Annotated in this window: 21 protein-coding genes and 1 pseudogene; 10 read left to right on the top strand and 12 right to left on the bottom strand. The window is 73.9% G+C overall.

The annotated features are described in order from the left end of the window. Positions 1 to 254: 254 nt before the first annotated feature. On the bottom strand, positions 255 to 1,169 hold the full coding sequence (locus tag ABVB68_RS01260) for an SDR family oxidoreductase (protein ID WP_353598921.1): 915 nt from the start codon (positions 1,167 to 1,169) through the stop codon (positions 255 to 257). Positions 1,170 to 1,255: 86 nt separating this feature from the next. Between ABVB68_RS01260 and ABVB68_RS01255 the strand changes: the two genes are divergently transcribed. Then, positions 1,256 to 2,182, top strand: coding sequence for a cyclase family protein (locus ABVB68_RS01255; RefSeq protein ID WP_353598920.1), 927 nt, complete (start codon positions 1,256 to 1,258; stop codon positions 2,180 to 2,182). A 306-nt stretch (positions 2,183 to 2,488) separates the two neighbouring features. Here ABVB68_RS01255 and ABVB68_RS01250 read toward each other — a convergent pair whose 3' ends face one another. The 4 genes from ABVB68_RS01250 to ABVB68_RS01235 all read right to left on the bottom strand — a co-directional run bounded on the left by ABVB68_RS01250 (position 2,489) and on the right by ABVB68_RS01235 (position 6,723). Next, a complete protein-coding gene (locus tag ABVB68_RS01250) occupies positions 2,489 to 2,962 on the bottom strand; it encodes an ATP-binding protein (RefSeq protein WP_353599142.1) in 474 nt (157 codons plus the stop codon). 556 nt (positions 2,963 to 3,518) lie between these two features. After that, positions 3,519 to 4,385 carry an acyl-CoA dehydrogenase family protein gene (locus tag ABVB68_RS01245; RefSeq protein ID WP_353599141.1) on the bottom strand — a complete coding sequence of 289 codons (867 nt, stop codon included), beginning with the start codon at positions 4,383 to 4,385 and terminating at the stop codon, positions 3,519 to 3,521. Positions 4,386 to 4,387: 2 nt separating this feature from the next. Further along, entirely contained in the window at positions 4,388 to 5,521 is a 1,134-nt protein-coding gene (locus ABVB68_RS01240) for an acyl-CoA dehydrogenase family protein (RefSeq protein ID WP_353598919.1), read from the bottom strand. Beyond that, positions 5,521 to 6,723 (bottom strand): amidohydrolase family protein, encoded by a 1,203-nt coding sequence (locus ABVB68_RS01235; RefSeq protein ID WP_353598918.1) that lies wholly within the window; start codon positions 6,721 to 6,723, stop codon positions 5,521 to 5,523. The genes ABVB68_RS01240 and ABVB68_RS01235 overlap by 1 nt, the downstream gene beginning before the upstream one ends. A gap of 140 nt (positions 6,724 to 6,863) precedes the next feature. Between ABVB68_RS01235 and ABVB68_RS01230 the strand changes: the two genes are divergently transcribed. Next, positions 6,864 to 8,375, top strand: a complete 1,512-nt coding sequence (locus tag ABVB68_RS01230) for a class I adenylate-forming enzyme family protein (protein WP_353598917.1) — start codon at positions 6,864 to 6,866, stop codon at positions 8,373 to 8,375. Here ABVB68_RS01230 and ABVB68_RS01225 read toward each other — a convergent pair. Beyond that, on the bottom strand, positions 8,354 to 8,866 hold the full coding sequence (locus tag ABVB68_RS01225) for an EF-hand domain-containing protein (RefSeq protein ID WP_353598916.1): 513 nt from the start codon (positions 8,864 to 8,866) through the stop codon (positions 8,354 to 8,356). The two genes, ABVB68_RS01230 and ABVB68_RS01225, sit on opposite strands and share 22 nt — an antisense overlap. A 154-nt stretch (positions 8,867 to 9,020) precedes the next feature. Beyond that, positions 9,021 to 9,401, bottom strand: a complete 381-nt coding sequence (locus ABVB68_RS01220; protein ID WP_353598915.1) for an STAS domain-containing protein — start codon at positions 9,399 to 9,401, stop codon at positions 9,021 to 9,023. 334 nt (positions 9,402 to 9,735) lie between these two features. On the opposite strand from ABVB68_RS01220, the gene ABVB68_RS01215 reads away from it, so the two are divergent. Beyond that, entirely contained in the window at positions 9,736 to 10,305 is a 570-nt protein-coding gene (locus tag ABVB68_RS01215; RefSeq protein ID WP_353598914.1) for a sigma-70 family RNA polymerase sigma factor, read from the top strand. Continuing rightward, positions 10,302 to 11,694, top strand: a pseudogene (locus ABVB68_RS01210) (zf-HC2 domain-containing protein). Before ABVB68_RS01215 ends, ABVB68_RS01210 begins: the two are co-directional and overlap by 4 nt. Before the next feature lie 258 nt (positions 11,695 to 11,952). Here ABVB68_RS01210 and purU read toward each other — a convergent pair. Then, positions 11,953 to 12,831 carry a formyltetrahydrofolate deformylase gene (gene purU, locus ABVB68_RS01205; RefSeq protein WP_353598913.1) on the bottom strand — a complete coding sequence of 293 codons (879 nt, stop codon included), beginning with the start codon at positions 12,829 to 12,831 and terminating at the stop codon, positions 11,953 to 11,955. Positions 12,832 to 12,941: 110 nt separating this feature from the next. Beyond that, entirely contained in the window at positions 12,942 to 13,442 is a 501-nt protein-coding gene (locus tag ABVB68_RS01200; RefSeq protein ID WP_353598912.1) for an SCO4402 family protein, read from the bottom strand. A gap of 117 nt (positions 13,443 to 13,559) precedes the next feature. Between ABVB68_RS01200 and ABVB68_RS01195 the strand changes: the two genes are divergently transcribed. Beyond that, a complete protein-coding gene (locus ABVB68_RS01195) occupies positions 13,560 to 14,885 on the top strand; it encodes an ABC transporter substrate-binding protein (protein WP_353598911.1) in 1,326 nt (441 codons plus the stop codon). Positions 14,886 to 14,913: 28 nt separating this feature from the next. Here ABVB68_RS01195 and ABVB68_RS01190 read toward each other — a convergent pair whose 3' ends face one another. Continuing rightward, positions 14,914 to 15,429 (bottom strand): hypothetical protein, encoded by a 516-nt coding sequence (locus ABVB68_RS01190; RefSeq protein ID WP_353598910.1) that lies wholly within the window; start codon positions 15,427 to 15,429, stop codon positions 14,914 to 14,916. A 135-nt stretch (positions 15,430 to 15,564) separates the two neighbouring features. Between ABVB68_RS01190 and ABVB68_RS01185 the strand changes: the two genes are divergently transcribed. Both ABVB68_RS01185 and ABVB68_RS01180 read left to right on the top strand, forming a co-directional pair. Next, positions 15,565 to 16,821, top strand: coding sequence for a sensor histidine kinase (locus ABVB68_RS01185; protein ID WP_353598909.1), 1,257 nt, complete (start codon positions 15,565 to 15,567; stop codon positions 16,819 to 16,821). Next, on the top strand, positions 16,809 to 17,459 hold the full coding sequence (locus ABVB68_RS01180; protein WP_353598908.1) for a response regulator transcription factor: 651 nt from the start codon (positions 16,809 to 16,811) through the stop codon (positions 17,457 to 17,459). The genes ABVB68_RS01185 and ABVB68_RS01180 overlap by 13 nt, the downstream gene beginning before the upstream one ends. A 177-nt stretch (positions 17,460 to 17,636) precedes the next feature. Here ABVB68_RS01180 and ABVB68_RS01175 read toward each other — a convergent pair whose 3' ends face one another. Together ABVB68_RS01175 and ABVB68_RS01170 are read right to left on the bottom strand one after the other, a co-directional pair. Beyond that, positions 17,637 to 19,346 (bottom strand): hypothetical protein, encoded by a 1,710-nt coding sequence (locus ABVB68_RS01175; protein WP_353598907.1) that lies wholly within the window; start codon positions 19,344 to 19,346, stop codon positions 17,637 to 17,639. A 200-nt stretch (positions 19,347 to 19,546) separates the two neighbouring features. Continuing rightward, the gene (locus ABVB68_RS01170) at positions 19,547 to 20,932 is read right to left on the bottom strand and encodes an NsdA family TPR-like regulatory protein (protein ID WP_353598906.1); all 1,386 of its coding nucleotides are present in this window, start codon (positions 20,930 to 20,932) and stop codon (positions 19,547 to 19,549) included. Positions 20,933 to 21,207: 275 nt separating this feature from the next. On the opposite strand from ABVB68_RS01170, the gene ABVB68_RS01165 reads away from it, so the two are divergent. The 3 genes from ABVB68_RS01165 (at position 21,208) to ABVB68_RS01155 (ending at position 24,517) form a co-directional block, all read left to right on the top strand. After that, positions 21,208 to 21,873 (top strand): bifunctional DNA primase/polymerase, encoded by a 666-nt coding sequence (locus tag ABVB68_RS01165; protein ID WP_353598905.1) that lies wholly within the window; start codon positions 21,208 to 21,210, stop codon positions 21,871 to 21,873. A gap of 281 nt (positions 21,874 to 22,154) precedes the next feature. Beyond that, a complete protein-coding gene (locus tag ABVB68_RS01160) occupies positions 22,155 to 22,931 on the top strand; it encodes an ABC transporter ATP-binding protein (RefSeq protein ID WP_353598904.1) in 777 nt (258 codons plus the stop codon). Beyond that, positions 22,928 to 24,517 carry a transporter gene (locus ABVB68_RS01155; RefSeq protein WP_353598903.1) on the top strand — a complete coding sequence of 530 codons (1,590 nt, stop codon included), beginning with the start codon at positions 22,928 to 22,930 and terminating at the stop codon, positions 24,515 to 24,517. The genes ABVB68_RS01160 and ABVB68_RS01155 overlap by 4 nt, the downstream gene beginning before the upstream one ends. Positions 24,518 to 24,716: the final 199 nt, after the last annotated feature.

Raw genomic sequence — 24,716 nt, 5'->3', positions numbered from 1 at the left:
CACGGACCGTCTCGGCGACCGCCCCGGACCCACGGCCACGGACCGTCTCGGCGACCGCCCGGGACGCACAGCCACGGACCGTCTCGGCGACCGCCCCGGACCCACGGCCACGGACCGTCTCGGCGACCGCCCGGGACGCACAGCCACGGACCGTCTCGGCGACCGCCCGGGACCCACGGCCACGGACCGTCGCGCCCCCGGGCCGGGTGGGGTCCGGCCGGGACCCGGCGGCCAGCGGGCCGGATCGCGCGCCCCTATGTGGCGTTCGGCCGGGACCCGCTGCGCGCCGCCTCCTCCATCTCGGTCAGCCGCGCCAGCATCGGCATCGGATCCACCCCCACCGAACCGGGCAGCGCCTCGGCGATGGTCTCCGGCGTCCACCCGCCGGGGGCGAACGCCGCACGCAGCTCACGCGGCTGGGCCCACACCGCGATCTTCGGCCCGGCGACCGTGTAGACCTGCCCGGTGATCCGCTGCTCCCTCGCCCGGTCGGACAGCAGGTACACCACCAGCGCGGCGACGTCCTCCGGCTCGCCGATCTCCGTCAGCTCGGTCGGCACGTTCGCCGACATCCGCGTACGCGCCACCGGTGCCACCGCGTTCGCGGTCACCCCGTACTTGTGCAGGCCCAGCGCGGCGCTGCGCACCAGCGAGATGATCCCGCCCTTCGCCGCGCTGTAGTTGGCCTGGGAGACCGAGCCCTGGTGGTTGCCGCTGGTGAAGCCGAGGAGCGTGCCCGAGCGCTGCGCGCGCATCACCGCGGAGGCGGCCCGGAAGACGGTGAACGTGCCCTTGAGGTGGGTGGCGACGACCGGGTCCCACTCCTCCTCGGTCATGTTGAACAGCATGCGCTCGCGCAGGATGCCGGCCACGCACACGGCCCCGTCCAGGCGGCCGTACGAGGACACGGCCGTGTCCACGACCCGCTGGCCGCCGGCCATCGTGGAGACGTCGTCGGCGACCGCGACGGCCTCGCCGGCGGCCGCCTCGATCTCCTTGACGACCGCCTCGGCGACCTCGCTCGCCGGTGCGGTGCCGTCGGTGGAGACGCCGTAGTCGTTGACGACGACCTTCGCGCCGGCGGCGGAGGCGGCGAGCGCGACGGCCCGTCCGATGCCGCGTCCGGCGCCGGTCACGGCGACCACCTTGTCTGCCAAGAGGTTCCCCACGTCCGGCCCCTTCCCGCGTTTTCTGACGGTCCGTTAGATTTTATGGCGCGTCGGACGCGCGGACACAAGCCCCGGGGAGGAACCGGATGGCACTGCCCAAGGAGTTCCACGAGATCGCGGGACGCGTGAACAACTGGGGGCGCTGGGGCGCCGACGACGAGATCGGCACGCTGAACCTCGTCACCGCGCAGGTGGTGCGCCGGGCGGCCGCCGAGGTCCGCACCGGCCGCCGCGTCCCGCTCGCGCTGCCGCTGCACCAGGACGGGGTGCAGACCGGGATGATCCCGGGGCGGGTCAATCCCCTGCACGCGATGGTGCAGATCAACCAGGAGCTCTTCGGCTCGGGCACGGTGGCCTGCAGCGACGACGCGGTGACCATGGGGCTCCAGGCGGGCACCCACTGGGACGCGCTCACCCACGTCTCGCACTCGGGGAAGCTCTACAACGGCCGGCCGGCGCACACGGTCACCGCGCACGGCGGTGCCGAGTTCGGCGGGATCGACAAGGCCCGGCACATCGTCTCGCGCGGGGTGCTGCTGGACGTGGCGTGCGCCCGGGGCGAAGACCGGCTGCCGGGCGGCCACGCGGTGACGCCGGAGGACCTGGAGGCGGCGGAGGAGTTCGGCGGCGTCCGGGTCCGCTCCGGCGACATCGTGCTCGTGCGCACCGGGCAGGTGCAGGTGTACCTCGCCGGGGACAAGCACGGGTACGGCTATCCGTCGCCGGGCCTCTCGGTGCGCTGCCCGGAGTGGTTCCACGCCCGCGACGTGGCCGCGGTCGCCAACGACACGCTCACCTTCGAGATCTTCCCGCCGGAGATAGCGGACCTGTGGCTGCCCGTGCACGCCCTGGACCTGGTCGAGATGGGGATGCCGCAGGGCCAGAACTGGAATCTCGAAGAGTTGTCCACAGCCTGTGGACAAGAGCGGCGGTACGCGTTCCTGCTGTCGGCGATGCCCGAGCCGTTCGTCGGCGCGACGGGGTCTCCGGTGGCGCCGGTGGCGATTCTCTGAAGCGGCGGGTCTCTGAGGCCGCGGGACCCGCCGGTACGGTGCCGGGCGCCGCGGGGTTCCCCGGGACTGGTCCGGCCGGTGGCGCGTCTCCCCCCACCGCGGTGCGCACGCGCCGCCGACCGGTGCGACCCACACTCGACGAGGACCGCCGTCACGAGCCCTCGTCGTCCCCTCGCGGCGAATCGACGCCACCAGAGTGATCAGGCCGGCGCGGCTCGTCAACGCCGCAGCGGGGATTCGCCGGCTGCGCCCGGTTCACGGCACCCGCGCACGGATGCACCCCCGGCGCACCCGCGCACCGGCCCGCTACACGGCCTCGAACGCGAGGCCCTCGTACGCGGACAGTCCGCCCCCGTACGCCATCGCCGCGCTCTGCTCGGCCTGTGAACAGCGGTCCAGTTCGCACCAGATGCTCTTGCCTGCGCCCTCGGGGCTCCACCCCCAGCGGTCCGCCAGGCAGTCCACCAGGGCCAGTCCCCGGCCGCCGGTGGCGTCACCGGCGGCGCACCGCGGCACGGGGGCACGGGAGGAGGCGTCGGTCACCTCCACGCGCACGGTGACCGACGGGGCGGTCCCGGTCACCTGGCCCGGCAGGGAGAGCCGCAGCACGGCCGGCCGCCCGGTGTGCACCACGGCGTTGGTGACCAGCTCGGAGACGAGCAGGATCAGGTTCTCGGCGAGCGGCTCGTCGGCCGCTATCCCCGACCCGGCGAGCCGCGAACGGGCCCATCTCCTGGCCCGCCCCACCTCTGCGGGGTCGGGCCGGATCTCCAGCTGCACTTGAAGCACCTGCACCGCTCACACCATCCGAACCGGCGGACACATGACCCCGACGCCGCCCGGACGCCACGGCGCGAGCCGGGACGATCAGCACGGCGAGGGCCACGATCGTAGCCATTTTCTGCATGGCCAGAACAACAGCCAGAGCAAGGGTCACGGAACGTGATTCCCTTACGCGACAGCATGGTTGACGTACAGTCACCCCAACAAGCGCTTCGGGCATATTCCAGCGCGAAGGAGTACGCGTGCGGCATACTGTGCGACGCTCGTGCCGGGGAGTCGAACAGGCGGGGGGCAAGGCCCTCACCGCCCCGCGAACTGCGGAGCGCACCGCGCGGACCGGCGCCACCCCTGGGGGCGCCACCGGCACGGCCCGTGCTCGCAGCCACTCGCATCCCACACAAGGTACCGGAGCGGGCACCCGACTCCAGGCCGTGACGAGTCACGCGAAGGACACAACCCGGTATCGACGCTCCGTGATTCCGTCGCGCCACGATCCGTGACATCCAGGGCCATGGCTTTCCCGGTGGGGCGGCCGGGGGTCCGAGCCGGCCGGTCAGTCCGCCAGTCGCGCGGCGAGGAGTTCCTCACGCCACGCTCCCGGCCGGCCGCGCTGGGACCGCACCCAGGCCCGCTTCAGGTGCAGGTGCACGTCCGCCTCCCAGGTGAAGCCCATGCCGCCGTGCACCTGGAGGCAGTCGCGGGCGCCGCGCACCGCGGCCTCGTCGGCGAGCAGCCGGGCGGCGGCGATGTCGGCGGGGTCGGCCGTCACGGCCGCGGCGTAGACGGCGGCGCGTGCCGTCTCGGCCCGCACCAGCAGGTCGGCGCACAGGTGTTTGACCGCCTGGAAGGCCCCGATCGGCTGCCCGAACTGCTCGCGGGCCCGGGCGTGTTGCACGGCCAGCTCGCACACCCGGGTGGTCGTACCCAGCTGCTCGGCCGCGCCGAGCAGGTCGGCCACCGGATCCGCGGCACCGGTGCCGGGCACCCGGTGCAGGGGGGTGAGCGGATCCACCGACCGCACCGGCACGGCGCCGCCGGCCTCCCCGCGGACGACGTCGGCGGCGTCCAGCCACTCCACCAGGGCGCCGTCCACGGCCGCCACGACACTCTCCCCGGTGGCCGCGCCGGGCACCGAGCCGGCCGCCAGATGCGTGGCCACGAGCGGCCCCGGCAGCAGGGCCCGTCCCGCCTCCTCGAAGGCCAGCACCGCCTCGGCCGTCCCCAGGCCGACCCCGCCGTCGGCCTCCGGCAGCCGCAGGGCGAAGAACCCCGCCTCCCCGAGCGTCCGCCACAGCGTCCGGTCGATCCGGCCCGGGGCCCCGACGGCGGCCCGCAGCGCCTCCCGCCCGAAGCACCGCCCCAGCAGCTCGCGTACGCCCGCCCGCAAGGCGAGCTGGTCGTCGGTGAGTTGGAAGCGCACGCTCATCTCCCCTTCGGCAGGCCGAGGATCCGCTCGGCCACGATGTTGCGCTGGATCTGCGAGGTGCCGGCGGCGATGGTGTACGACAGGGCGGACAGCCGGTCCAGGACCCAGGGGTGTTCCAGGTCCAGGCAGTCCGGGCCGAGGACCTCGGCGGCGGCGTCGTACAGCTCCTGGCGGGCGTGCGAGTAGCGCAGCTTGAACACCGAGCCGCCGGCGCCCGGCACCCCGCCGTTCGCCTCCGCCTCGCTGACGTTCCACTGGATCAGCCGCCACAGCGCCCGGAACTCGGCGTCGAGCCGGCCGAGCCGGCGGCGCAGCGCGGAATCGTCCCAGCGGCCGTTCGCCCGGGCCGTACGGGCGAGCTGCGCGAGGGTGCGGCGGCAGGCGACGACCTCGCCGACGAAGGCGGTGCCGCGCTCGAAGGAGAGCGTCACCATGGTCACGCGCCAGCCGTCGTTCTCCGCGCCGAGGCGGTTCGCCACCGGCACCCGCACCTCGTCGAGGAACACCTCGGCGAACTCGGCCGAGCCGGCGAGCGTGCGCAGCGGCCGCACGGTGACGCCGTCGGCGTGCATCGGCAGGGCGAGCCAGCTGATGCCCCGGTGCCGGGGCGCGTCCGGATCGGTGCGGACCAGCAGTTCGCACCAGTCGGCGATCTCGGCGTGCGAGGTCCAGATCTTGGATCCGCTCACCACGTAGTGGTCGCCGTCGCGCCGGGCGCGCGTGCGCAGCGAGGCGAGGTCCGAGCCGGCGCCGGGTTCGCTGAACCCCTGGCACCAGACCTCCTCGCCGCGCAGGATCGGCGGCAGCCAGCGCGCCCGCTGGCCGGGGGTGCCCTCGGCGGCGATGGTCGGCCCCGCGTGCAGCAGTCCGACGAAGCCGGCCCCCACGTAGGGAGCGCCGGCCCTCTCCGTCTCCTCCAGGAAGATCAGCCGGGTGGTCGGGGAGGCGTCCCAGTGGACGTCGGCGTAACCGGCGTCGTACAGCATGCGCTGCCAGCCGAGGTCGTAGGCGCGGCGGCCCGGCCAGTCGTCGGGCGACGGCCTGGCCGGCAGGGTGGGCAGCACCTTGCCCAGCCACTCGCGCAGCCGGGCCCGGAACTCCTCCTCCCGCGGCGAGCAGGACAGGTCCATCAGGAGGCCGGCCGGTCGAGGTCCAGGCCGAGCATGCGGATGGCGTTGCCCCGCATGAGCTTGTAGACCGTCTCGTCGTCCAGGCCCTTCACATGGTCGAGGGCGACCTCCTTGGTGTGCGGGAAGGTCGAGTCGACGTGCGGGTAGTCGGTCTCGAAGGTGGCGTTGTCCCGGCCGACGGCGTCGATCGAGGCGACCCCGTGCTTGTCCCGGAAGAAACAGCAGAAGATCTGCCGGTAGTAGTAGGTCGACGGCGGCTCGGGCACGAGATCGCGCACCCCGCCCCAGGCCCGGTGCTCCTGCCACACGTCGTCGGCGCGTTCCAGGGCGTACGGCACCCAGCCCATCTGGCCCTCGGAGTAGGCGAGCCGGAGGCGGGGGAACTTCACCAGGACCCCGCTGAAGAGGTAGTCCATCATCGAGGCCATGGCGTTGTTGAAACTGAGCGAGGCCTGCACGGCGGGCGGCGCGTCGGGGGACGCGGCCGGCATCTGGGAGCTGCTGCCGATGTGCATGTTGACGACCGTCCCGGTCTCCTGGCAGGCGGCGAAGAAGGGGTCCCAGTAGCCGGAGTGGATCGACGGCAGCCCGAGGTGGGTGGGGATCTCGGAGAAGGTGACGGCCCGCACCCCGCGCGCGGCGTTGCGCCGGATCTCGGCGACGGCCAGCTCCGCGTCCCACAGCGGGACCAGGCACAGCGGGATCAGCCGTCCCCCGCTGTCCCCGCACCACTCCTCCACCATCCAGTCGTTGTAGGCGCGCACGCAGGCCAGGGCGACCTCCTTGTCGTGCGCCTCGGCGAAGGTCTGGCCGCAGAAGCGCGGGAAGGTCGGGAAGCAGAGGCTGGCCTCGACGTGGTTGAGGTCCATGTCGGCCAGGCGTGCCTTCGGGTCCCAGCAGCCGCGCCGCATCTGCTCGCGGGTGATCCCCTCCAGGGTCATCTCGTCCCGGTCGAAGCCGACGGCGGCGATGTTCCGCTTGTACGGGAACTTCAGGTCCTCGTAGATCCACCAGTCCGTCGGCTGCCCCTGCGGGTCCATGGTGATCTGGTACTTCCCGCCGACGTAGGCCAGCTCCCCGATGCCCGCGGTCAGCGGCTGCGGACCCCGGTCCCGGTACTTGGCCGGCAGCCAGGTCTCGAAGAGGTGGGCGGGCTCGATCACGTGGTCGTCGACGCTGACGATGCGGGGCAGTTCGGCCATGGGACCCACCTACTCATCTGATGGACCGTCAGATCCTGTCGTGGCCGCCAGGCTAGCGGCGCCCCCCTGGACCGACAAGGCGCACGGTCCTACGCTCGGCCCATTATCTGACGAACCGTCAGCTGAAGCAGGGGGCCGAAGTGAACGACACGACCGCACACGCCCTGAGCGCCTGCCGCACCCTGTGGGAGCTGGTCGACCGGCGCGCCCGGCTCACCCCCGGGCGCCCGGTGCTCCTCCAGGGGGACCGGACGCTCACCTTCGGCGCCCTGCGCGAGCGCGCCGAACGGGTCGCCGCCGGCCTGTACGGCATGGGCGTGCGCCCCGGCCCCGTGGTCGCCTGGCAGCTGCCCACCCGTATCGAGACGGCCGTGCTGTCCTTCGCGCTGGCCCGCCTCGGCGCCGTGCAGTCCCCGGTCATCCCCTTCTACCGGGACCGGGAGGTCGGCTTCGCGCTCCGGCGGTCGCGCGCGGAGTTCTTCGCGAGCCCGGGGGCGTGGCGGGGCCACGACCACACGGCGATGGCCCGGCGCCTGGGCGCCAAGGGGGTCTTCGAGGCGTACGACCGCCTGCCCGACGGCGACCCGTCCGTGCTGCCCGCCCCGCCCGCCGAGGGCACCGCGGTCCGCTGGATCTACTGGACCTCGGGCACCACCTCCGACCCCAAGGGCGTGCTGCACACCGACCGTTCCCTGATCGCGGGCGGCTCCTGCCTCGCCCACGCGCTGCGCCTGACCCCGGCCGACGTCGGCTCGATGGCCTTCCCCTACGCCCACATAGCCGGCCCCGACTACATGGTGATGCTCCTGCTGTACGGCTTCCCCGCGGTGATGTTCGAGCACTTCGCGATGGCCCGGGCGCTGGCGGAGTACCGGCGGCACGGGGTGACGGTGGCCGGCGGCTCCACGGCCTTCTACTCCATGTTCCTGGCCGAGCAGCGCAAGCGGCCGGGCGGGAGGGTGGTCCCCTCCCTGCGGCTCCTGGCGGGCGGCGGCGCCCCCAAGCCGCCGGCGCTGTACCACTCGGTGGTCCGCGAGATGGGCGTCCAGCTCACCCACGGGTACGGCATGACCGAGGCCCCGATGATCACCATGGGCGACCCGCACGACACCGCCGAGAACCTCGCCACCACCGAGGGCCGCCCGCCGCGGGGCATGGAGATCCGGATCGTGGACGGCGAGGTGCGGCTGCGCGGCGAGGCCGTCTGCCAGGGCTACCTCGACCCCGCTCAGACGGCGGCGGCCTTCGACCCGGACGGCTTCCTGCGCACCGGCGACCTGGGACGGCTGACGCGGTCCGGCCATCTGGTCCTCACCGGGCGGCTGAAGGACGTGATCATCCGCAAGGGGGAGAACATCTCCGCCAGGGAGATCGAGGACCTGCTCGCCACGCATCCGGCGGTCGGGGACGTCGCGGTGATCGGCCTGCCGGACCCCGAACGCGGGGAACTGGTCTGCGCGGTGGTGGAACAGCCGCCCGGAGCGGCCGAGCTGACCTTGCCGGACCTCGTCTCCCACCTCCGCTCGGCGGGCCTGTCGGTGCACAAGCTGCCCGAGCGCCTGGAGGTGGTGGCGGCGCTGCCCCGCAACGACACCCTGCGCAAGGTGCTCAAGTACCGGCTGCGGGAGCGCTACTCGGGAACGGTGAAGTAGCGGGCGAACGCGGGCACGATGTCCGCTTCGCCGATCCTGCCGTCGCCGTCGGCGTCCAGGGCGGCGGCGATCGTCCCGGCCAGTTGCTCCGGCACCCGCAGGACCCGGAGCACGCGCGCGGTGTCGGTGACGGTGAGCCGGCCGTCCCCGTCCGTGTCCGCCACGGCCAGGGCCGCGTGCAGGAAGGGGCGGGCGATCTCGGCGAACCGGTCGGGGTTGTCGCGCAGCCGCTTGACCGCGCCGGTGACGAACTCCTCGCGGGTGATGCGCTGGTCGCCGTCCCGGTCCGCGATGCCGGCCATGCCCTGCCAGAAGGCCTCGGCGCCGGCGTACAGCGCCTGCCCCTCGCCGGAGCGGGCGGTCACGGTGAACTCGGCGAGCAGGGCCTTGGCCGCAGCGACGAAGTCCCCGCGGTCGATGTAGCCGTTGCCGTCCTGGTCGAAGGTGGCGAACCGGGCGGCGATCCGGCGCTCGTACTCGGTGCTGACCATTGTCTGTTTCGACCGCCTTACCTGTGCGTGGGTCCGTCTGGCTGGGAGCGTACGACGCCGAGGGCCGTCGGTCGGCACGAATGCGGCGGTTGTACCGGGACCGGGGGAATTCCGCGACCGTGGCGTGGCTTTGTCGCGACGACGTGTGCGACGCTCAGGCGGAGAGCGGGCCGGCCTCCTCCGTGGTCGCGGAGTCCAGGTCGGGGTGGACGTCGAAGAGGCGGCGGACGCCGAGCGCACCGAGGACCCGGTTGACGTGCGAGCCGTCCTCGGCACCCCGGTCGGGCAGGATGAGCCGCAGCCGGCCCTGGCAGGAACGGATCAGCCGGCGGGCCGCGATGAGGACGCCGACCCCGCTGGAATCGCAGAAGAAGACGTCGGAGAGGTCCATGACGAGGCTGTGGTGGCCCTCGGCGACGACGTCGTGCACCCGTTGCCGCAGCACCGGCGAGGTCATCAGGTCCAGCTCCCCGCACACCCGGAGCACGGCCCACTCGCCCTGTTCGTCGCCGGTCACGTTGAATGCCACGGCCATGCCCCTCCGGTCGCCGAACTGCCGGAACCGCCCGGAAACGGAAGCAGTTCCTACGCTTCTTTTCGCGCGGCTGCCCAGCGGCCGTTCCCTGAAACGTTGAGCAACAAACGGCGACCGATCGACAAGGGACTTGTTTCGGTCACTATCGATCCTGTTCGATCAGGGAAGCGTGCGCCGGGCGTGGAGGTTATGTGAAGAGGGCACTATCACCTGCGGTGCTTCGGGGGGCGCACATTGACACAAAGGGGCGTGCACTGTCACACGTGCCGACTACATTCGAGGGGACAGCACGGACAGGCTGGACGCCGGGACACGGGTGAGGGGAGGGGACCATATGGCCAGGACGGACGCGCCGCCCCGCTGGGACCGCAAGATGCAGCAGCGGCTGGCCCGCGGTGAGGCGGCCGCCCTCGGGGAGCTGTACGACCGCTTCGCCTCGCTCGTGCACAGCCTCGCCCACCGCGTCCTGGGCGACGAGAAGGCCGCCGACACCGTCACCCGCGAGGTCTTCGCGCACGTCTGGGAGCACCCGGAGACCTACGACCCCAGGCAGGGCCCCCTGCGGTCCTGGGTCGCCGCCGTGACCCACCGGATCGCCGTGCAGCGGCTGCGCGACAGCGAGACCGCCGCGCTCCCCCGGCAGAGCGGCGCCACGGAGGAGCTGGAGCGCACGGTGCGCCGCGCCTCCGTCGCCGCCCGCGCCGACTTCATCGTCCACTCCATGCCCGCCCCGCTGCGGGCCGCGCTGGAACTGGCCTATTTCCAGCGGCGCGACTACCGCCAGACCGCCGGCGACCTCGGCGTCACCGAGGACGAGGCCCGCCGCCGGCTCCGCCTCGGCCTGCAACTGCTCTCCACCGCCCACGACGCCGGGACACCTCCGGGATACGGGGGTGCGGTGTGAGCGGACCGGGACGGTTCGAGGAGTACGGCGAGCGGGACGAGGGCGCCGGGGCGAGCGCGCCGGGCGACCGCGGCCACGGCGACGACGCGCCGGAGCATCGCGGCCACGGAGACGCCGAGGTCGCCGGATCGGGTGACGGGCCGCGCGGACCCGGCGGATCCGGCCCGTCCGGGGCCCCGCGCATACCGCCGCCCCGCGCCTCCGTCGAGGACAGTGGACTTCCGCTGCCCGACCTCGCCGACCTGGAGGACCTCCGGCCCGTGGTGCTCGACCTGTCGCACGATGTCCTGAAATCGCTCCTCGGCGCCTGGGCGCTGGCCGCCTGCTCGGCGGACGAGACGGCCGCCGTCGAGGAGCACCTGGGCGCCTGCGGAAGCTGCGCCGACGAGGCCCGCCGGCTGCGCGAGGCGGTCGGACTGCTGCACCAGCCGGAGAGCCTCGACCTGGACCCGGGCCTGCGCACCCGCGTCCTGGCCGGCTGCCTGGACCGCCGGCCGCCGCACATCCCCGTGCCCGGATGGGCGGCGCCGTACGACGCCGAGACCGCCCGCCTGGACGCCCTGCTGCAGGACTTCGGGGACGCGGAGTGGCATGCGCCGGTGCGGCTGCGCTGGTTCGAGGCCGACACCCCGGCGAGCCGTCGTACGACCGTCGCCGGCGTGATCGCGCATCTGCTGTCGGTGGACGGGCTGATCGCGGCCGCGCTCGGCCTGGAGGACCCGCTGGCCGAGGTCACCGGGGCGGCGCCGGGGCCGGGCCGGCCCGGCCGCGCGCACCGAGGCCTTCTGGCGGGCCTCCCACTTCCCGCCCACCCGCTCGGTGCGGGCGCCCTGGCGGGAGCAGAGCCACGGCCTGGTGCGGACAGTGTCGTTCACGGGCGGCCGCTCGGGCGGACTCGCGGTGTCGTACGGCGACTTCGAGCTGCCGCTGCACGACGCGATGCTGGACCGCGCCTTCGAGTGCTGGGTGCACGCCGAGGACATCGCGGAGGCGGTGGACTACCCGTACGCGCCGCCCGCCCCGCGCCACCTGAACCGGATGATCGACCTCGCGGCCCGCATGCTGCCGGTCGCGCTCGCCGAGCGGCGCCGGGCCGGCCTCTCCGCGCCCGGTGCGACCCCGCACCTGGTCACCGCGGGTGCGCCCGGGCGCAGTCTGCGGCTGGAGATCGAGGGCGCGGCGGGCGGCGAATGGCTGATCCCGCTGGACTCACCGGCGGCGGTGGGCTCGGCGGACTTCGAGGTGGCCCATGTCGCGCTGGACGGCGTGGAGTTCTGCCGGCTGGCGGCGGGCCACGTGCCTCCGGAGGAAGCGGCGGCCGGGCAGGTCGGCGACCGGGAGGCGATCAGGGACGTGCTGTTCGCGGCGGCGGGATTGAGCCGCATGTAGGGAGCGGCTCCGTCGGCGGCCGAGGGCCGGTGGGGCCGTCCGCGCGCCCCTTGAGGCGGGACCGGAGCACCGGCCCGAAAGGGGCGCGGGGAACCGCGCGATCAGTCGGGACGGACCCGCAGCCCCCGGTCAGTCGGGACGGACCCGCACCCCACGGACGGCACAAGCCCCCCGGGTCGCTGGGCGAACACCACGGACCGCACAAGCCCCCCGGGTCGCTAGGCGAACACCACGGACCGCACAAGCCCCCCGCGGTCGCTAGGCGAACACCACCGTGCGCCGCCCGTTGAGCAGGATGCGCCGCTCCGCGTGCCACTTCACCGCGCGCGCCAGCGCCTGGCACTCCACGTCACGGCCGACGGCGACGAGCTGGTCAGGGCCCACGTCGTGACCGACCCGCTCGACCTCCTGCTCGATGATCGGCCCCTCGTCGAGGTCCGCGGTGACGTAGTGCGCCGTGGCACCGATCAGCTTCACACCGCGCGCGTGCGCCTGGTGGTACGGCTTCGCGCCCTTGAAGCTCGGCAGGAAGGAGTGGTGGATGTTGATGATCCGGCCGCTGAGCTGCTTGCACAGGTCGTCCGAGAGGACCTGCATGTAGCGGGCGAGGACGACCAGTTCCACGTTCTCCTCGCGGACGATCTCCAGCAGCCTGGCCTCACCCTGCGACTTCGTGTCCTTGGTCACCGCGATGTGGTGGAAGGGGATGTTGTAAGAGCCCACCAGCTCTTCGAAGTCGGTGTGGTTCGAGACCACGCCCACGATCTCCACCGGCAACGCGCCGATCCGGGCCCGGAACAGCAGGTCGTTCAGGCAGTGCCCGAACTTGCTGACCATGAGCAGGATGCGCATCTTCTCGTCGGCCCGGTTGATCTGCCAGTCCATGTGGAACGAGTCGCCGATCGCGGCGAAGCTCGCCCGCAGCTTCTCCACGGTCACCGGCGCCTCGGCCGAGAAGTGGACGCGCATGAAGAACAGACCCGTGTCGTGGTCGCCGAACTGCTGACTGTCCTCGATGTTGCAGCCGGTCATGAACAGATAGCTGGACACGGCGTGCACGATGCCCTTTTTGTCCGGGCAGGAGAGCGTGAGGACGTACTGGTCGGCCGGGGCGGCGGCCGCGGACTGCTCGTTCATGCGCTACAGGTTCTCACGTCGGGCGACCACGGCGGGCGCCCGTCCCGCAGGACGGGACGGGCGGCCCCGGCCCCGCCGCCGGGCGCCCCGGGGCGAAGGAGCCCGCCCGGCTACGCGGTCCGCGTCAGGATCCGCAGCACTTCCAGGCTCTTCGGCGCCGCGTCCGCGTCGTCGCCGTCGCTCGCCGCGAGGCGTACGTGCGCGTCCCGTGCCGCCCGCACCGCCTCCGGCCACGCCTGGTGGTCCAGGTACGCGGCGACGGGCGCGTCCGGGCCCACCTGGTGCATGATCCGCAGCACCCGCAGCACGGCGGTGTCGACGAGCGCCGCCTCCTGGGAGTCCCGGAATATCGTGCCGACGTACTTCTCCGCCGACCAGTTGTCCAGCCAGGTGTCCTCGACCAGCCGGTACACGGCGTCGGTGACGTCGCCGAACCCGTCCACGCCGGCCAGCCAGACGTCCTGCTGGAAGGCCGGGTCGGAGAGCATGTGCAGCGCCGAGCGCACGTTGCTGCGCCAGCGCCACCAAGGCATGTCGTTCAAGGGCATGCCGCCCATGGTGGGGGAGCGACGGCCGCGACGGGAAGAGTTCTCCGAACCTTGCACGGTCATCGATCGTACGTTCCCGGTCACACCCGCCTCACCGCCCCCTCCAATTCACTCTGATGTCACCTTTCGTTGCCCCCTGGTCACTCCCTGGTTAGCGGTGTGAGGGAATCGTGCGTGTCCATGACCGGCAGGCGACGTACCCGCAGTACTTTCCTCCTCTCCTCCACCCGCCCCGGCAGAGCCATCGCCCTGTCCCTGGGCGCCACCGCCCTGTGTGCCTCGCTCACCGCAGGATGCGGGGTCGTCCCCGGTGCCACGGGGGGCTCCGGGGACGACGCGGTCAAGGTGATGACCTGGGCGCCGCAGGACACCGACGCCACGAACAAGCCCGGCATGCCCGCGATGGCCCTCGCCTACGCGAAGTGGATCAATGCCAACGGCGGCATCAACGGCCGCAACCTCGAGGTCCTGACCTGCAACGACCACAACGACAGCGTGGGCGCGGCGAAGTGCGCGCGGCGCGCGGCCGACGAGAACGTGGTCGCCGTCGTCGGCTCCTACAGCCAGTTCGGCGACTCCTACCTCGCCCCGCTCGAAGGCGCCGGCATCCCGTACATAGGCGGCTACGGCGTCACCAACGACGAGTTCACCGGCTCGATGTCCTACCCGGTCAACGGCGGCCAGCCCGCCCTCCTGGCCGGCCTGGGCAAGGCCCTCGCGGCCACCTGCGGCAACGTGGCCCTGGTGCGTCCCGACAGCATCGCGGGTGACGAGCTGCCCGCGATGCTCGACTCCGGGCTCAAGGCCGGCGGCCACGCGGACGCCGGCGACCAGCTGGCCGAGGAGGACGCCACCGAGTACGGCGGCCAGGCCCAGCAGGCGCTGGAGTACGCGACCAGGGACCTGGCGAGGAAGGGCTGCGTGGTGCCCGCGCTCGGGGACCGCACCGACACCTTCATGGACTCCTTCCGCCGGTCCCGGGCCGACTTCGCCGAGGTGCGCACGGCGACCGTGATCGGCAGCGTCGACCAGACGGTGATCAACGCGACGGGCGGGGCGTCCGGGCCGTACGAGGGGGCGTACATCACCGGCTGGTACCCGCCGGCGTCGGACGCGCGGTGGGACCTGATGAAGAAGGTGATCAACGAGGAGGCCTTCGGCGACAACCGCATCGACCCCGCGGACGCCGGAGTGCAGACCACCTGGATCGCCTACACCGTGCTCAAGGCCGTGCTGGACAGGATCGGCGGCGGCGAGGTGAGCTCCGACACCGTGCGCCACACCCTCGACGACGGCCTGCGCGTCTCCACCGGCGGCCTCACCCCGACCCTGCACTGGCCCTACGAGAGCAAGCTCGCCGCCGTCGGCTTCTCCCGCCTGGTCAACGCGGACGTGACGCTGCAGGTCGTGCGGGACGGCAAGCTGGTCGCGGCGCGCAAGGGCATCGGCGGCAGCAACGGGATCGCCGACATGACCGAGACCCTGGTGAACGCGGACGTGCAGTGACCCGGGGGGCGTGGCTGGGCGGTCGGCGTCACGCGTGTCGGCTCAGCGCCCGCAGCGCCAGCCGGCCGCACAGCGCGGCGAGCGGCAGCTCGGCGCCGAGCGCCATGGCGACCGCGGTGGCGAAGTCGCCGCCCGGGGCCGCGGTCGTGGTGTCGAACCAGGCGTCCACCACAAGCAGCGCCGCGGTCGCGGCGGCTGCCAGGGCGTGCCGCCGGTCGCCGCGGGCGGCGAGGAGGCCGGTGGCGATCAGGCCGAGCGCCTCCAGCGCGTCGAGCCCGACCCAGGCGACCGGCCAGTGCGCCGCGGTCGCGGTGGCGGGCAGGCTGGTGGCGAGCACGTACAGCCACGGCACCAGGGCGAGCCCGCAGGCGACCAGCAGCCGTCCGGTCCGCCGCACGCCCCGCGCCGGGCGCGGCTCCTCCGCCTCTTCGCGGAGCGGGATCACCTCGGCGCGGTCGAAGCCCTCGGCACCGGCCGATTCGCCAGTGCCCCACACCAGTTGACGCATCGTCTTCCCCCGCTCCCCGTCGACTCTCCCCTTCATGTGCTCCACCCTCCGCCGCACACAGGGGCACCGTCAGTCACGCAGGGTTCCGACCCGGGGTGGAGAAAAGTGCACCCCCGAAGCGGGCGGGAGCGTCATGGCACCGGGACGGCCTGCGGCCCTACCGTTTGACGCATGCAACTCACGACGCGGCTGCGGCTGTTACCGGGCCGGCCGCTCCGCAGGGCGGGACACCGGACCGCGCTCGTCGCCGCCGGCCTGCCGCTCCACCTGGCCATGGTGCCCACGTGGCTCTGGCTGGCCGCCGCGATAGCGGGGGCGCCGGCCGTGATTCCGCTGCCCGTGCTGCTCACGCTCGTGGTGACACCCCTGCTGACCACCGGGCAGCGGCGGCGCTACCGGGCGCTCGTCGGCGAGGACCTCCCGCGGCCCGCCGTACCCGGGCCCGGACGCAACTGGAAGTCGACGGTACGCCGGCTGACCACGCGGGCCTTGTGGCGGCAGGTCTGCTACCACGCCGTGGCGGGTCCGCTGCTCGCCGTCCTGGACCTCGCCGTCCTCGCCGTCTGGGCCGCCGCTCTCGTGGCCGCCTCCCTCTACGTGTGGATCTGGGCGCTGCCCCCGCAGTGGCGGGTCACCGACCTCGGGTACGCCACGCAGGGCGTGTACATCACCGCCGGCGGCCTCGCCCTGCTGTTCCTCGCGCCCCGGCTGACCGGCGCTCTGGTGCGGCTGGACACCCGGGCGGCCGAGGTCCTGCTCGGCCCCAGCCGCACGGAGGAGCTGGCCCGCCGGGTCGCCGACCTCGCCGAGAGCCGGGCCGGTGTGCTCGACGCCGCCGACGCCGAGCGGCGGCGGATCGAGCGCGACCTGCACGACGGCGCGCAGCAGCGCCTCGTCTCCCTCGCCGTCAACCTGGGCCTGGCCAGGGCCACCCTCGGCGACCTGCCGGAGGACGCCCGCAGGGTGATCGACGAGGCGCACCGCGAGGCGAAGGAGGCGATCGCCGAGCTGAACGACCTGGTGCGCGGCCTGCATCCGGCCGTCCTCGAGGACCGCGGCCTCGACGCCGCGCTGTCCGGGGTCGCCGCCCGCCTCCCGATCCCGGTGCGCGTGGCGGTGGACCTGCCGCAGCGCCCCTCACCCACGGTCGAGGCCGTCGCGTACTTCGTGGTCTCCGAAGCCCTGACGAACGTGGTCAAACACGCCCAGGCGACCCGGGCGGACGTGACCGTGGAGCGGATCGGGGAGACACTGCTGGTGGTCGTCGCGGACGACGGCGCGGGCGGCGCGGATCTCGCGGCGGCCGGCGGTGGCACCGGGCTCGCCGGGCTCGCCAAGCGCGTCGCGTCCGTCGACGGCACGTTCTCCTGCCGCAGCCCCGCCGGGGGCCCGACCGTCGTCACCGTGGAGCTGCCGTGCGCGCCGTGATCGCCGAGGACTCCCTCTTGCTGCGCATCGGCGTGGTCAAGGTGCTGGAGGCGGCCGGGTTCGAGATGTGCGCGCAAGTCGCCGACGCGGAAGGGCTGCTGGCGGCCGTCGAGGAGCACCGGCCCGACATCGCCGTGGTCGACGTGCGCATGCCGCCCGGCTTCACCGACGAGGGTGTGCGCGCCGCGCTGGTGATCCGCCGCCAGTACCCGCGTACCGCCGTGCTCCTGCTGTCGCAGTACGTGGAGGAGCGGTACGCCGCCGATCTGCTCGCCGCCCACACCTCGGGCGTCGGCTATCTGCTCAAGCAACGGGTCGCCGACGTCGAGGAGTTCGCCGAGGCGGTACGCCGGGTGGCGGCCGGCGGCACCGCGCTCGACCCGCAGGTCGTCGCGCAGCTGCTGGTGCGCCGGCACAGCGATCCGCTGGACCGGCTGACACCGCGCGAGCGGGAGGTGCTGGAGCTGATGGCGGGCGGCCGGTCCAACTCCGGCGTCGCCGCCGAGCTGGTCGTGAGCGAGAGCGCGGTCGCCAAGCACATCAACAGCATCTTCACCAAGCTCGACCTGCCCAAGGCCGACGCCGACCACCGCCGCGTCCTGGCGGTGCTGCGCTTCCTGGGCGTTGCGACCGCCTAGTGCGCGATCAAGCCCCCATCCGGGGGCAGCCCGCTGCGGCGTCGCTCCGCCGGAGGTCGACCCGAGCCCGTCGCGGCTTCGCTCCGCCGGGGGTCGGCCCGGCACTCCGACCCGAGCCCGTCGCGGCTTCGCTCCGCGGGGTCGGTCCGGCGCAGCCGGCCCCCGGACGTCAGCCCGTCACAGCTGGGTGGGCTGGCGCTGGGTCAGCCCGTACTTCCGCGCGATCGCGTTCCACAGCGCCGCCGCCTTCGCCTTCTGGGCACTGGCCGTGCCGCTCTCCCGGTTGCCGGCCTGGGTCTCGCCGGTCGTGCGGGCGTGGCCCTTCTTGCAGCCCTTGTGGCCGCCCTTGACCTGGCCGGCCCAGGCCGCGTAGTGGTTGTCGGCCGCCGCGGAGGCCTGCCAGGCCTTGGTCAGGGCGTCGGTGAGCTGACCGTTGGCCGGCAGCTTGTCCACGGTCAGCTTGCCGAGCCGGGTGACCAGGTCGCCGCGCTGACCGGCCGCGCCCCGCAGGCTGGAGGCGGCCTGGTCGAGGTTGTCGCACCGCTTGACGTCGGCCACCGCCTGGATCACCGAGGCACGGCTGCTGCCGCTGTCGGCGAGCAGCCTGTCCAGCGCGACCGCCTGCTGCCGGGCCGGGTCGGCGGCGGGCGCGCCGGAGCCCTGGGTGGCCGGGGACTCGGCGGCGACCGTCTGGCCGTCGCCGGCCTGGTCCTTGGCCCCGCCGCCGCTGAGCAGCGCACCGGCTCCCACGCCGATGACGATGATCCCGGCCCCGATCGCCGCGATCAGCGGCACCCGCGACCGGCCCCCGCGCCGCCCCTCGTCGTCCCGCGGGGGGTCGTAGGAGGTGGGCGGCGGGCCGTACGACGACTGCGCCGGGCCGGAGTAGGCGTCCGGCTGCTGGACGCGCGGGAGCTGCTGGGTGGACCCGGCCGGGCCGTCACCGCCGCCGGGGCCGCTGCGGAAGAGGTTGTCGAACTCGGCCGGCGGCTGCCGGTCACCGTCCTGGGCCTGGCCGGCGTAGGGCGGTATGTACTGCGTGGCCTCCGCGTCGGGGTGCGCGGGCGCCCCCTGCTGGAACCCGGGACCCGGGTACCGCGTCTGCTCACCGGCCGCCGCCGGCGGCTGCGTGCCGGCCGTCACCGGCGGGATGTACTGGGTGGCGCCGTCGGCGGACCCGGCCGGCACCGGCGGGAGGAACTGCGTCGCGCCGTCGGCGGGGGCCGCCTGGACGGGCGGGAGGTACTGGGTGGCACCCTCGGCCGCGGGCACCGGCGGGATGTACTGGGTCGCTCCGTCGGCCGCCGGGGGCAGCGGTCCGCCCGCGCCCGGGTGCGCCTCCGGCACCGCGGGCGGCAGCGGCGCGGCCGGCGCCGGGTGCTGCTGCTGGTACTGCTGGTGCGGGTGCTGCTGCCGGTCGTCCTGCGGCTGCTGGTACTGCGGCTGCTGGTGCTGCTGGTGGGGTGACGGCTGCTGCCCGTACGGGTCGGGGGCGCCGTACCCGGGCTGCGGGCCGCCGTAGGCACCGCCGCCGTACTGCGGATCCTGGCCGCCGGGGCCGTAGCCGGGCGGCTGGGCGCCGTACGACGGCGCGGGGGCGCCCTCCGGCGGCAGCGGACCGGGGCCGGCGGCGGACGCGGGCTGCCCGGTGGGGTCGCCGGGGGTGCCCCACTGCGGGGGCTGCGCCGGGGCCCAGCCCTGGTCCGGCTGCTGGTTCTGCTGCTCGGGACCCCACGAACCGCCCCACGCCTGGCCACCGGCCGGGGTCGTGGCGGCAGGCGCACCGGTCATGCCGGGCAGCAGGGGCTCGCCTCCGTCGGAGGGCAGCACGATGCCTTCGTGCGCGGGCCGCGCCGAGGGCTCCTCGCCCTGTCCACTCTGCGTCACCGGGACTCCTACCAATGGGGGACCTTGTGAATCGTCGGCTCACGCTACCGGGTCCCCCGAGCCGGGTGCCACGCAGCTCAGGACGCGATCTTCTTCCCTGTGACAGCAGTAACAAAACCGTCCCGCGATGCGCTGTTCACGGCACCCGGCGCACGTCCGGGTGCCGTTTCCCTCACCTTCACGAACCGCGGGGCCGTCGTTCAGGCGGCGGGCTGCAGATCGAGGCGCGCCCCGAACTCCCTGACCACCGCCTCGTCCCGGAAGGGCTCCAGCCGTTGCTGGAGATCCTCCAGGTACTCGGCGCCCCGGTCGGAGCGGAGTGTCTCCAGCAGCTCCACCGCCTTCAGGCCGGTGCTGCAGGCCTGCTCGATCTCGCGCTGCTGCACCTGGGCCGTGGCGAGCAGCACATAGCCGATGGCGCGCCGGCGGGCCCGGGACTCGGGATGCCCGGCCAGCGACTGCTCGGCGTACCGCGCCGCCTGCTCGGCCTGCCCGAGGTCGCGGTGGCAGTGCGCCAACTCGTCGGCCAGGTACGCCTCGTCGAAGTGGGCGATCCACACCGGGTCGTCTCCGGCGGACGCCTCCGCCCTCTCCATCGCCGTGACGGCCCGGCCGCCGGACGCCTGCGCCGAGCGCGCGTCGCCGAGCAGGGCGTGCCCGCGCGCCTCGGCCGCGTGGAACATCGCCTCCACGCGCGGGGTCACGTGCCCGCGCGCACCCTCCTGCGCCGCCCGCGCCAACTGGGCGATCTCCCGGGGGTTTCCGAGCTGCGCCGCCAGGTGACTCATGGAGGCGGCGAGCACGTAACCGCCGTACCCGCGGTCCCCGGCGGCGTGCGCCAGCCGCAGCGACTGGATGTAGTACCGCTGGGCGAGGCCCGGTTGCCCGGTGTCGACGGCCATGTACCCGGCCAGTTCGGTCAACCGGGCCACGACGGCGAACAGTTCACGGCCCACCGCCTCCCGGTACGAGCCGGCCAGCAGCCCGGAGACGACGCTGTTGAGGTAGTGCACGACGACCGGGCGCACATGCCCGCTGCCGTACTGGTGGTCCAGGTCGGTGAGCGCCTGGGTCATGGACCGTACGGCCGCCACGTCGGACAGGCCGACGCGTGGGCCCGCCTGCCGGGCCACCTGGACGTCCGGCGCGGAGATCAGCCAGTCGCGGCTGGGTTCGACCAGCGCGGAGGCGGCGACGGAGGAGCCGGACAGGAAGTCCCGGCGCCCCACGTCGCTGCGCCACAGCTCGCAGACCTGCTCGATGGCCCCCAGCACCGTCGGCGAGAACTGGAGTCCGACCCCCGAGGCGAGGTTCTTGCCGTTGGCCATGCCGATCTCGTCGATCGTGACCGTACGGCCGAGCTTGCGTCCGAGCGCCTCGGCGATGATCGCCGGCGCCCGGCCCCGCGGCTGCTGGCCGCGCAGCCAGCGCGCCACGGACGTCTTGTCGTACCGCAGGTCGAGGCCGTGCTCGGCGCCGCACATGTTGACCCGCCGGGCCAGCCCGGCGTTGGAGCACCCCGCTTCCTGGATGAGTGCCTGCAGCCGTTCGTTCGGCTGCCTCGCCACGAGAGGCCTTGCGGCCATGCGCTACCCCCTGCGAACCCCTGGAGCGTGAAGTCCCGGCCGGAAGATCCGGTCGGGCAGATCACTGCCCACCTGACATACCGACAATGCGTGACATGTGTGGTTTGCCGGGGAAAAGGCTGATGCCACCCCCACCGCTGGTTACCCATCCCACGCCCCGCTTCCTCCTGCGCGCCCCCGCCTGTGCACCCATGCGCCCCGGCTGCGGAATCGATGCCCCTCCCCCGCGCACGCTATGGCCGTAACCCGTGGTGAGCCGGGGAGTTGAGTGGGGCGTGGAAGAGACGATCGCGGGCGCCCAGGACACTAAGATTGCCGGTCAGATTCCGCAGCAGCGCGGGGAATCGCTGCTGGAGACCGCCGTACGCTACGCCGAGGAGCGGCACTGGGACGTGTTCCCGGGCACCTGGCTGGAAGCCGCCGCCGGGACGCAGCGCTGCTCGTGCGGCGACGCCTCCTGCCCTGCGCCGGGTGCGCACCCCGCGCGCCCCGACTGGGCGACCCAGGCGACCGGCAGCGCGACGGTCGCCCGCCGGATGTGGCAGAAGCAGCCGACGGCGTCGATCCTGCTGCCCACGGGCCGCACCTTCGACGCCTTGTCCGTCCCGGAGAGTGCGGGGTTCCTGGCGCTGGCCAGGATGGAGCGGATGGAGCTGACGCTCGGGCCCGTGACCCTCGCTCCCGACCGGCGGATGCAGTTCTTCGTGCTGCCGGGCGCGTCCGCGAAGGTGCCCGACCTGGCGCGCAGGCTCGGGTGGCCGCTGTCGTCGCTGGACCTGGTGGTCCTGGGTGAGGGGGCGTACGTGGCCGCTCCGCCGACCCGGTTCGGATCCCGGGGCGCCGTGCAGTGGGCCTGCCGGCCCACCCCGGCGAATCGGTGGCTGCCGGACGCGGAGGAACTGATCTCGCCGCTCGCGTACGCCTGCGGCAGGGACCGGTAGCCGTTCACGGCCCCGTCCGCCTGGTTCCGGTGCGCCGTCTGGTCCGCCCGGCCGCCGTACGCCGTCTCGTCCGCGCGGTCTGCCCGCGCCGTCTCGTCCGCGCGGTCTGCCCGCGCCGTCTCGTCCGCGCGGTCCCGGTGCGGCGTCTCCTCCGCGCGGTCTCCGTGCGCCGGCGGCCGCGGATCGTCCGTGGCCGCCCCCGGCCGTCCGTGGCGGTCCGGAGACGTCCGCACGGCATCCCGCGCCCCTTCGGGTCGCCGCCCGCCCCGTAGCCTTCGGGCATGACCGAAGCTGCGGTAAGCGTGCGGGGGCTCTGGAAGCGGTTCGGGCAGCAGGTTGCTGTCGGAGGGATCGATCTGGAGCTGCCCGCCGGGAAGTTCATCGGGCTGGTCGGCCCCAACGGGGCCGGGAAGACCACCACCCTCTCCATGGTCACCGGGCTCCTGCGGCCCGACGAGGGGACCGTGGAGGTCGTCGGGCACGACGTCTGGCGGGATCCGGTCGCCGTCAAGGCGCGGATCGGCGTGCTGCCCGAGGGGCTGCGGCTGTTCGAGCGGCTGTCCGGCCGCGAGCTGCTCGCCTACACGGGGCGGCTGCGCGGGCTGCCGGGCGACGAGGTCGACAAGCGGGCCACACAGCTGCTGGACGTACTCGACCTGGCCGGCGCCCAGCACAAGCTCGTCGTCGACTACTCGACCGGCATGCGCAAGAAGACCGGGCTGGCCGCCGCCCTCCTGCACAACCCCGAAGTGCTGTTCCTGGACGAGCCGTTCGAGGGCGTCGACCCGGTGTCCGCACAGACCATCCGGGGCGTGCTGGAGCGGTACACCGCCTCCGGCGCCACCGTCGTGTTCTCCTCCCACGTCATGGAACTGGTCGAGTCGCTGTGCGACTGGGTCGCGGTACTGGCGGCGGGACGCATCCGCGCGACCGGGACCCTGGCCGAGGTGCGCGGCACGCACCCCACGCTGCACGGCGCGTTCCTGGAGCTGGTCGGCGCGAGCGGGCGCGACACCGGTTCCGATCTGGACTGGCTGGGCGGCAGGGCGGCCCGATGACGAGCCCGACCCCCACCCTCGTACGGCTGAAGCTGTCGCTGCTGAGGAACGGGTTGCGCCGGTCCGGCGGCCGGCGGGCCGCGTTCGCCGTCTCGGCGGTCGTCGCGATCCTGTTCGCGCTGGCGCAGCTGCTGGGGCTGCTCCTGCTGCGCGGGAGCGCGCACGCCGACGTGGTGGCCGTGACCGGCACGGCCCTGCTGGCACTGGGCTGGGCCGTGCTGCCGCTGTTCTTCCCGACCGGCGACGAGACGCTGGACCCGACCCGGCTGGTGCTGCTGCCGCTGCGCCCCCGCCCGCTGGTCCGGGCGCTGCTCGCCGCCTCCCTGGTCGGCATCGGCCCGCTGTTCACGCTGCTGGTCCTCACCGGCTGTGCGCTGTCGCTGGCGCACGGGCCGGCCGGGTACGTCGCCGCGGTCACCGCCGTCGTCCTCGCGCTGCTGATCTGCGTGGCGCTGGCGCGGACCGTCGCCGCCGCCAACGTCCGGCTGCTGACCAGCAGGAAGGGCCGCGATCTGGCCGTGCTGAGCGGGCTGGTGATCGCGCTCGGGGTGCAGGTGGTCAACTTCGGTGCCCGGCAGCTGGGTTCGGCCGGGCTGGGACGGCTGGAACCGGTCGCGGACGTGCTGTCCTGGGTGCCACCGGCCTCGGCGGTGGGGGCGGTGCGGGCGGCGAGCGAGGGCTCGTACGGCACCGCGATCGCCCGACTGGCCCTCTCGGCGGCCGCGGCGGTGCTGCTGCCGGCCCTGTGGGCGCGGAGCCTGACCCGGCTGATGACCGCGCCCGACGGCTCCACCCTGCAGGCTCCCGACGCCGGGACACGGCACCACGCCACCCGGGCCGGGATCGGGCGGCTGCTGCCGGACGGGCGCACGGGCACCGTCATGGCCCGCAGCCTGCGCTACGTCTGGCGCGACCCCAAGACCAAGGCGGCGTGGGTGACCTCGCTGGCGATCGGGCTGATCGTGCCGGTGTTCAACGCCGTCCAGGGCACCGGCTCGGTCTACTTCGCGTGCTTCGCCGCCGGGATGCTCGGCATCCAGATGTACAACCAGTTCGGGCAGGACACCTCCGCCTTCTGGATGGTGGCCACGACCATCTCCTCGGCCCGGGACGCCTACACCGAGCTGCGCGGCCGGGCCCTCGCCCTGCTGGTGGTCACCCTCCCGTACGCGGTCCTCGTGACGGTGCTGACGGCGGCACTGCTGGGCGCCTGGGCGCGGCTGCCGGAGGTACTGGGGCTGTCCCTGGCGCTGCTCGGGGCGATGCTGGCCACCGGCGCGTGGACCTCCGCCCGCTTCCCGTACTCCGTCCCGCAGGAGGGCCACAAGAACGTGGCGCCCGGGCAGGCCGGGCTCGCCTGGATCTCCATCTTCGGCGGCATGGTCGCGGCGGCCCTGCTGTGCTCGCCGGTCATCGCCCTGGCCGTCTGGGCCAACGTGAGCGCGGACGGCGGCACGTGGCGCCTGCTGCTGCTGCCGGCGGGCGCGGCCTACGGCGCCACGCTCACCTTCCTGGGCCTGCGCCTCGCCGCTCCCCGCACAGCGGCCCGCCTCCCGGAGATCCTGGCCGCCGTCAGCAAGGGGTAGGGGCGTCGGCGGGGCGGACCGGGGGTCACGGCTTCCGTACGCGCCGGGGCGGGCCGGGGGCACGGCTTCCGCACGCGCCGGGGCGGGCCGGGGGTCACCGCTTCCGCACGCGCCGGGGCGGGCCGGGGGCACGGCTTCCGCACGCACCCGGGCGGGCCGGGGGCCACCGCTTCCGCACGCACCGGGCCGGGGGCACGGC

This window comes from Streptomyces sp. NPDC096012 (assembly GCF_040426375.1).
Classification (GTDB): Bacteria; Actinomycetota; Actinomycetes; order Streptomycetales; family Streptomycetaceae; genus Streptomyces.
The sequence above is the reverse complement of the archived record's forward strand: the minus strand, read 5'-3'. Positions and strand labels throughout refer to the sequence as shown.

What these genes read in the sequence shown, in the direction of transcription:
- ABVB68_RS01195 (WP_353598911.1), top strand. Translation starts at nt 13,560, where the DNA reads ATGACCGGCAGGCGACGTACCCGCAGTACTTTCCTCCTCTCCTCCACC.
- ABVB68_RS01190 (WP_353598910.1), bottom strand. Translation starts at nt 15,429, where the DNA reads ATGAAGGGGAGAGTCGACGGGGAGCGGGGGAAGACGATGCGTCAACTG.
- ABVB68_RS01160 (WP_353598904.1), top strand. Translation starts at nt 22,155, where the DNA reads ATGACCGAAGCTGCGGTAAGCGTGCGGGGGCTCTGGAAGCGGTTCGGG.
- ABVB68_RS01170 (WP_353598906.1), bottom strand. Translation starts at nt 20,932, where the DNA reads ATGGCCGCAAGGCCTCTCGTGGCGAGGCAGCCGAACGAACGGCTGCAG.
- ABVB68_RS01185 (WP_353598909.1), top strand. Translation starts at nt 15,565, where the DNA reads ATGCAACTCACGACGCGGCTGCGGCTGTTACCGGGCCGGCCGCTCCGC.
- ABVB68_RS01255 (WP_353598920.1), top strand. Translation starts at nt 1,256, where the DNA reads ATGGCACTGCCCAAGGAGTTCCACGAGATCGCGGGACGCGTGAACAAC.
- ABVB68_RS01225 (WP_353598916.1), bottom strand. Translation starts at nt 8,866, where the DNA reads ATGGTCAGCACCGAGTACGAGCGCCGGATCGCCGCCCGGTTCGCCACC.
- ABVB68_RS01220 (WP_353598915.1), bottom strand. Translation starts at nt 9,401, where the DNA reads ATGGCCGTGGCATTCAACGTGACCGGCGACGAACAGGGCGAGTGGGCC.
- ABVB68_RS01235 (WP_353598918.1), bottom strand. Translation starts at nt 6,723, where the DNA reads ATGGCCGAACTGCCCCGCATCGTCAGCGTCGACGACCACGTGATCGAG.
- ABVB68_RS01215 (WP_353598914.1), top strand. Translation starts at nt 9,736, where the DNA reads ATGGCCAGGACGGACGCGCCGCCCCGCTGGGACCGCAAGATGCAGCAG.
- ABVB68_RS01155 (WP_353598903.1), top strand. Translation starts at nt 22,928, where the DNA reads ATGACGAGCCCGACCCCCACCCTCGTACGGCTGAAGCTGTCGCTGCTG.
- purU (WP_353598913.1), bottom strand. Translation starts at nt 12,831, where the DNA reads ATGAACGAGCAGTCCGCGGCCGCCGCCCCGGCCGACCAGTACGTCCTC.
- ABVB68_RS01200 (WP_353598912.1), bottom strand. Translation starts at nt 13,442, where the DNA reads ATGACCGTGCAAGGTTCGGAGAACTCTTCCCGTCGCGGCCGTCGCTCC.
- ABVB68_RS01240 (WP_353598919.1), bottom strand. Translation starts at nt 5,521, where the DNA reads ATGGACCTGTCCTGCTCGCCGCGGGAGGAGGAGTTCCGGGCCCGGCTG.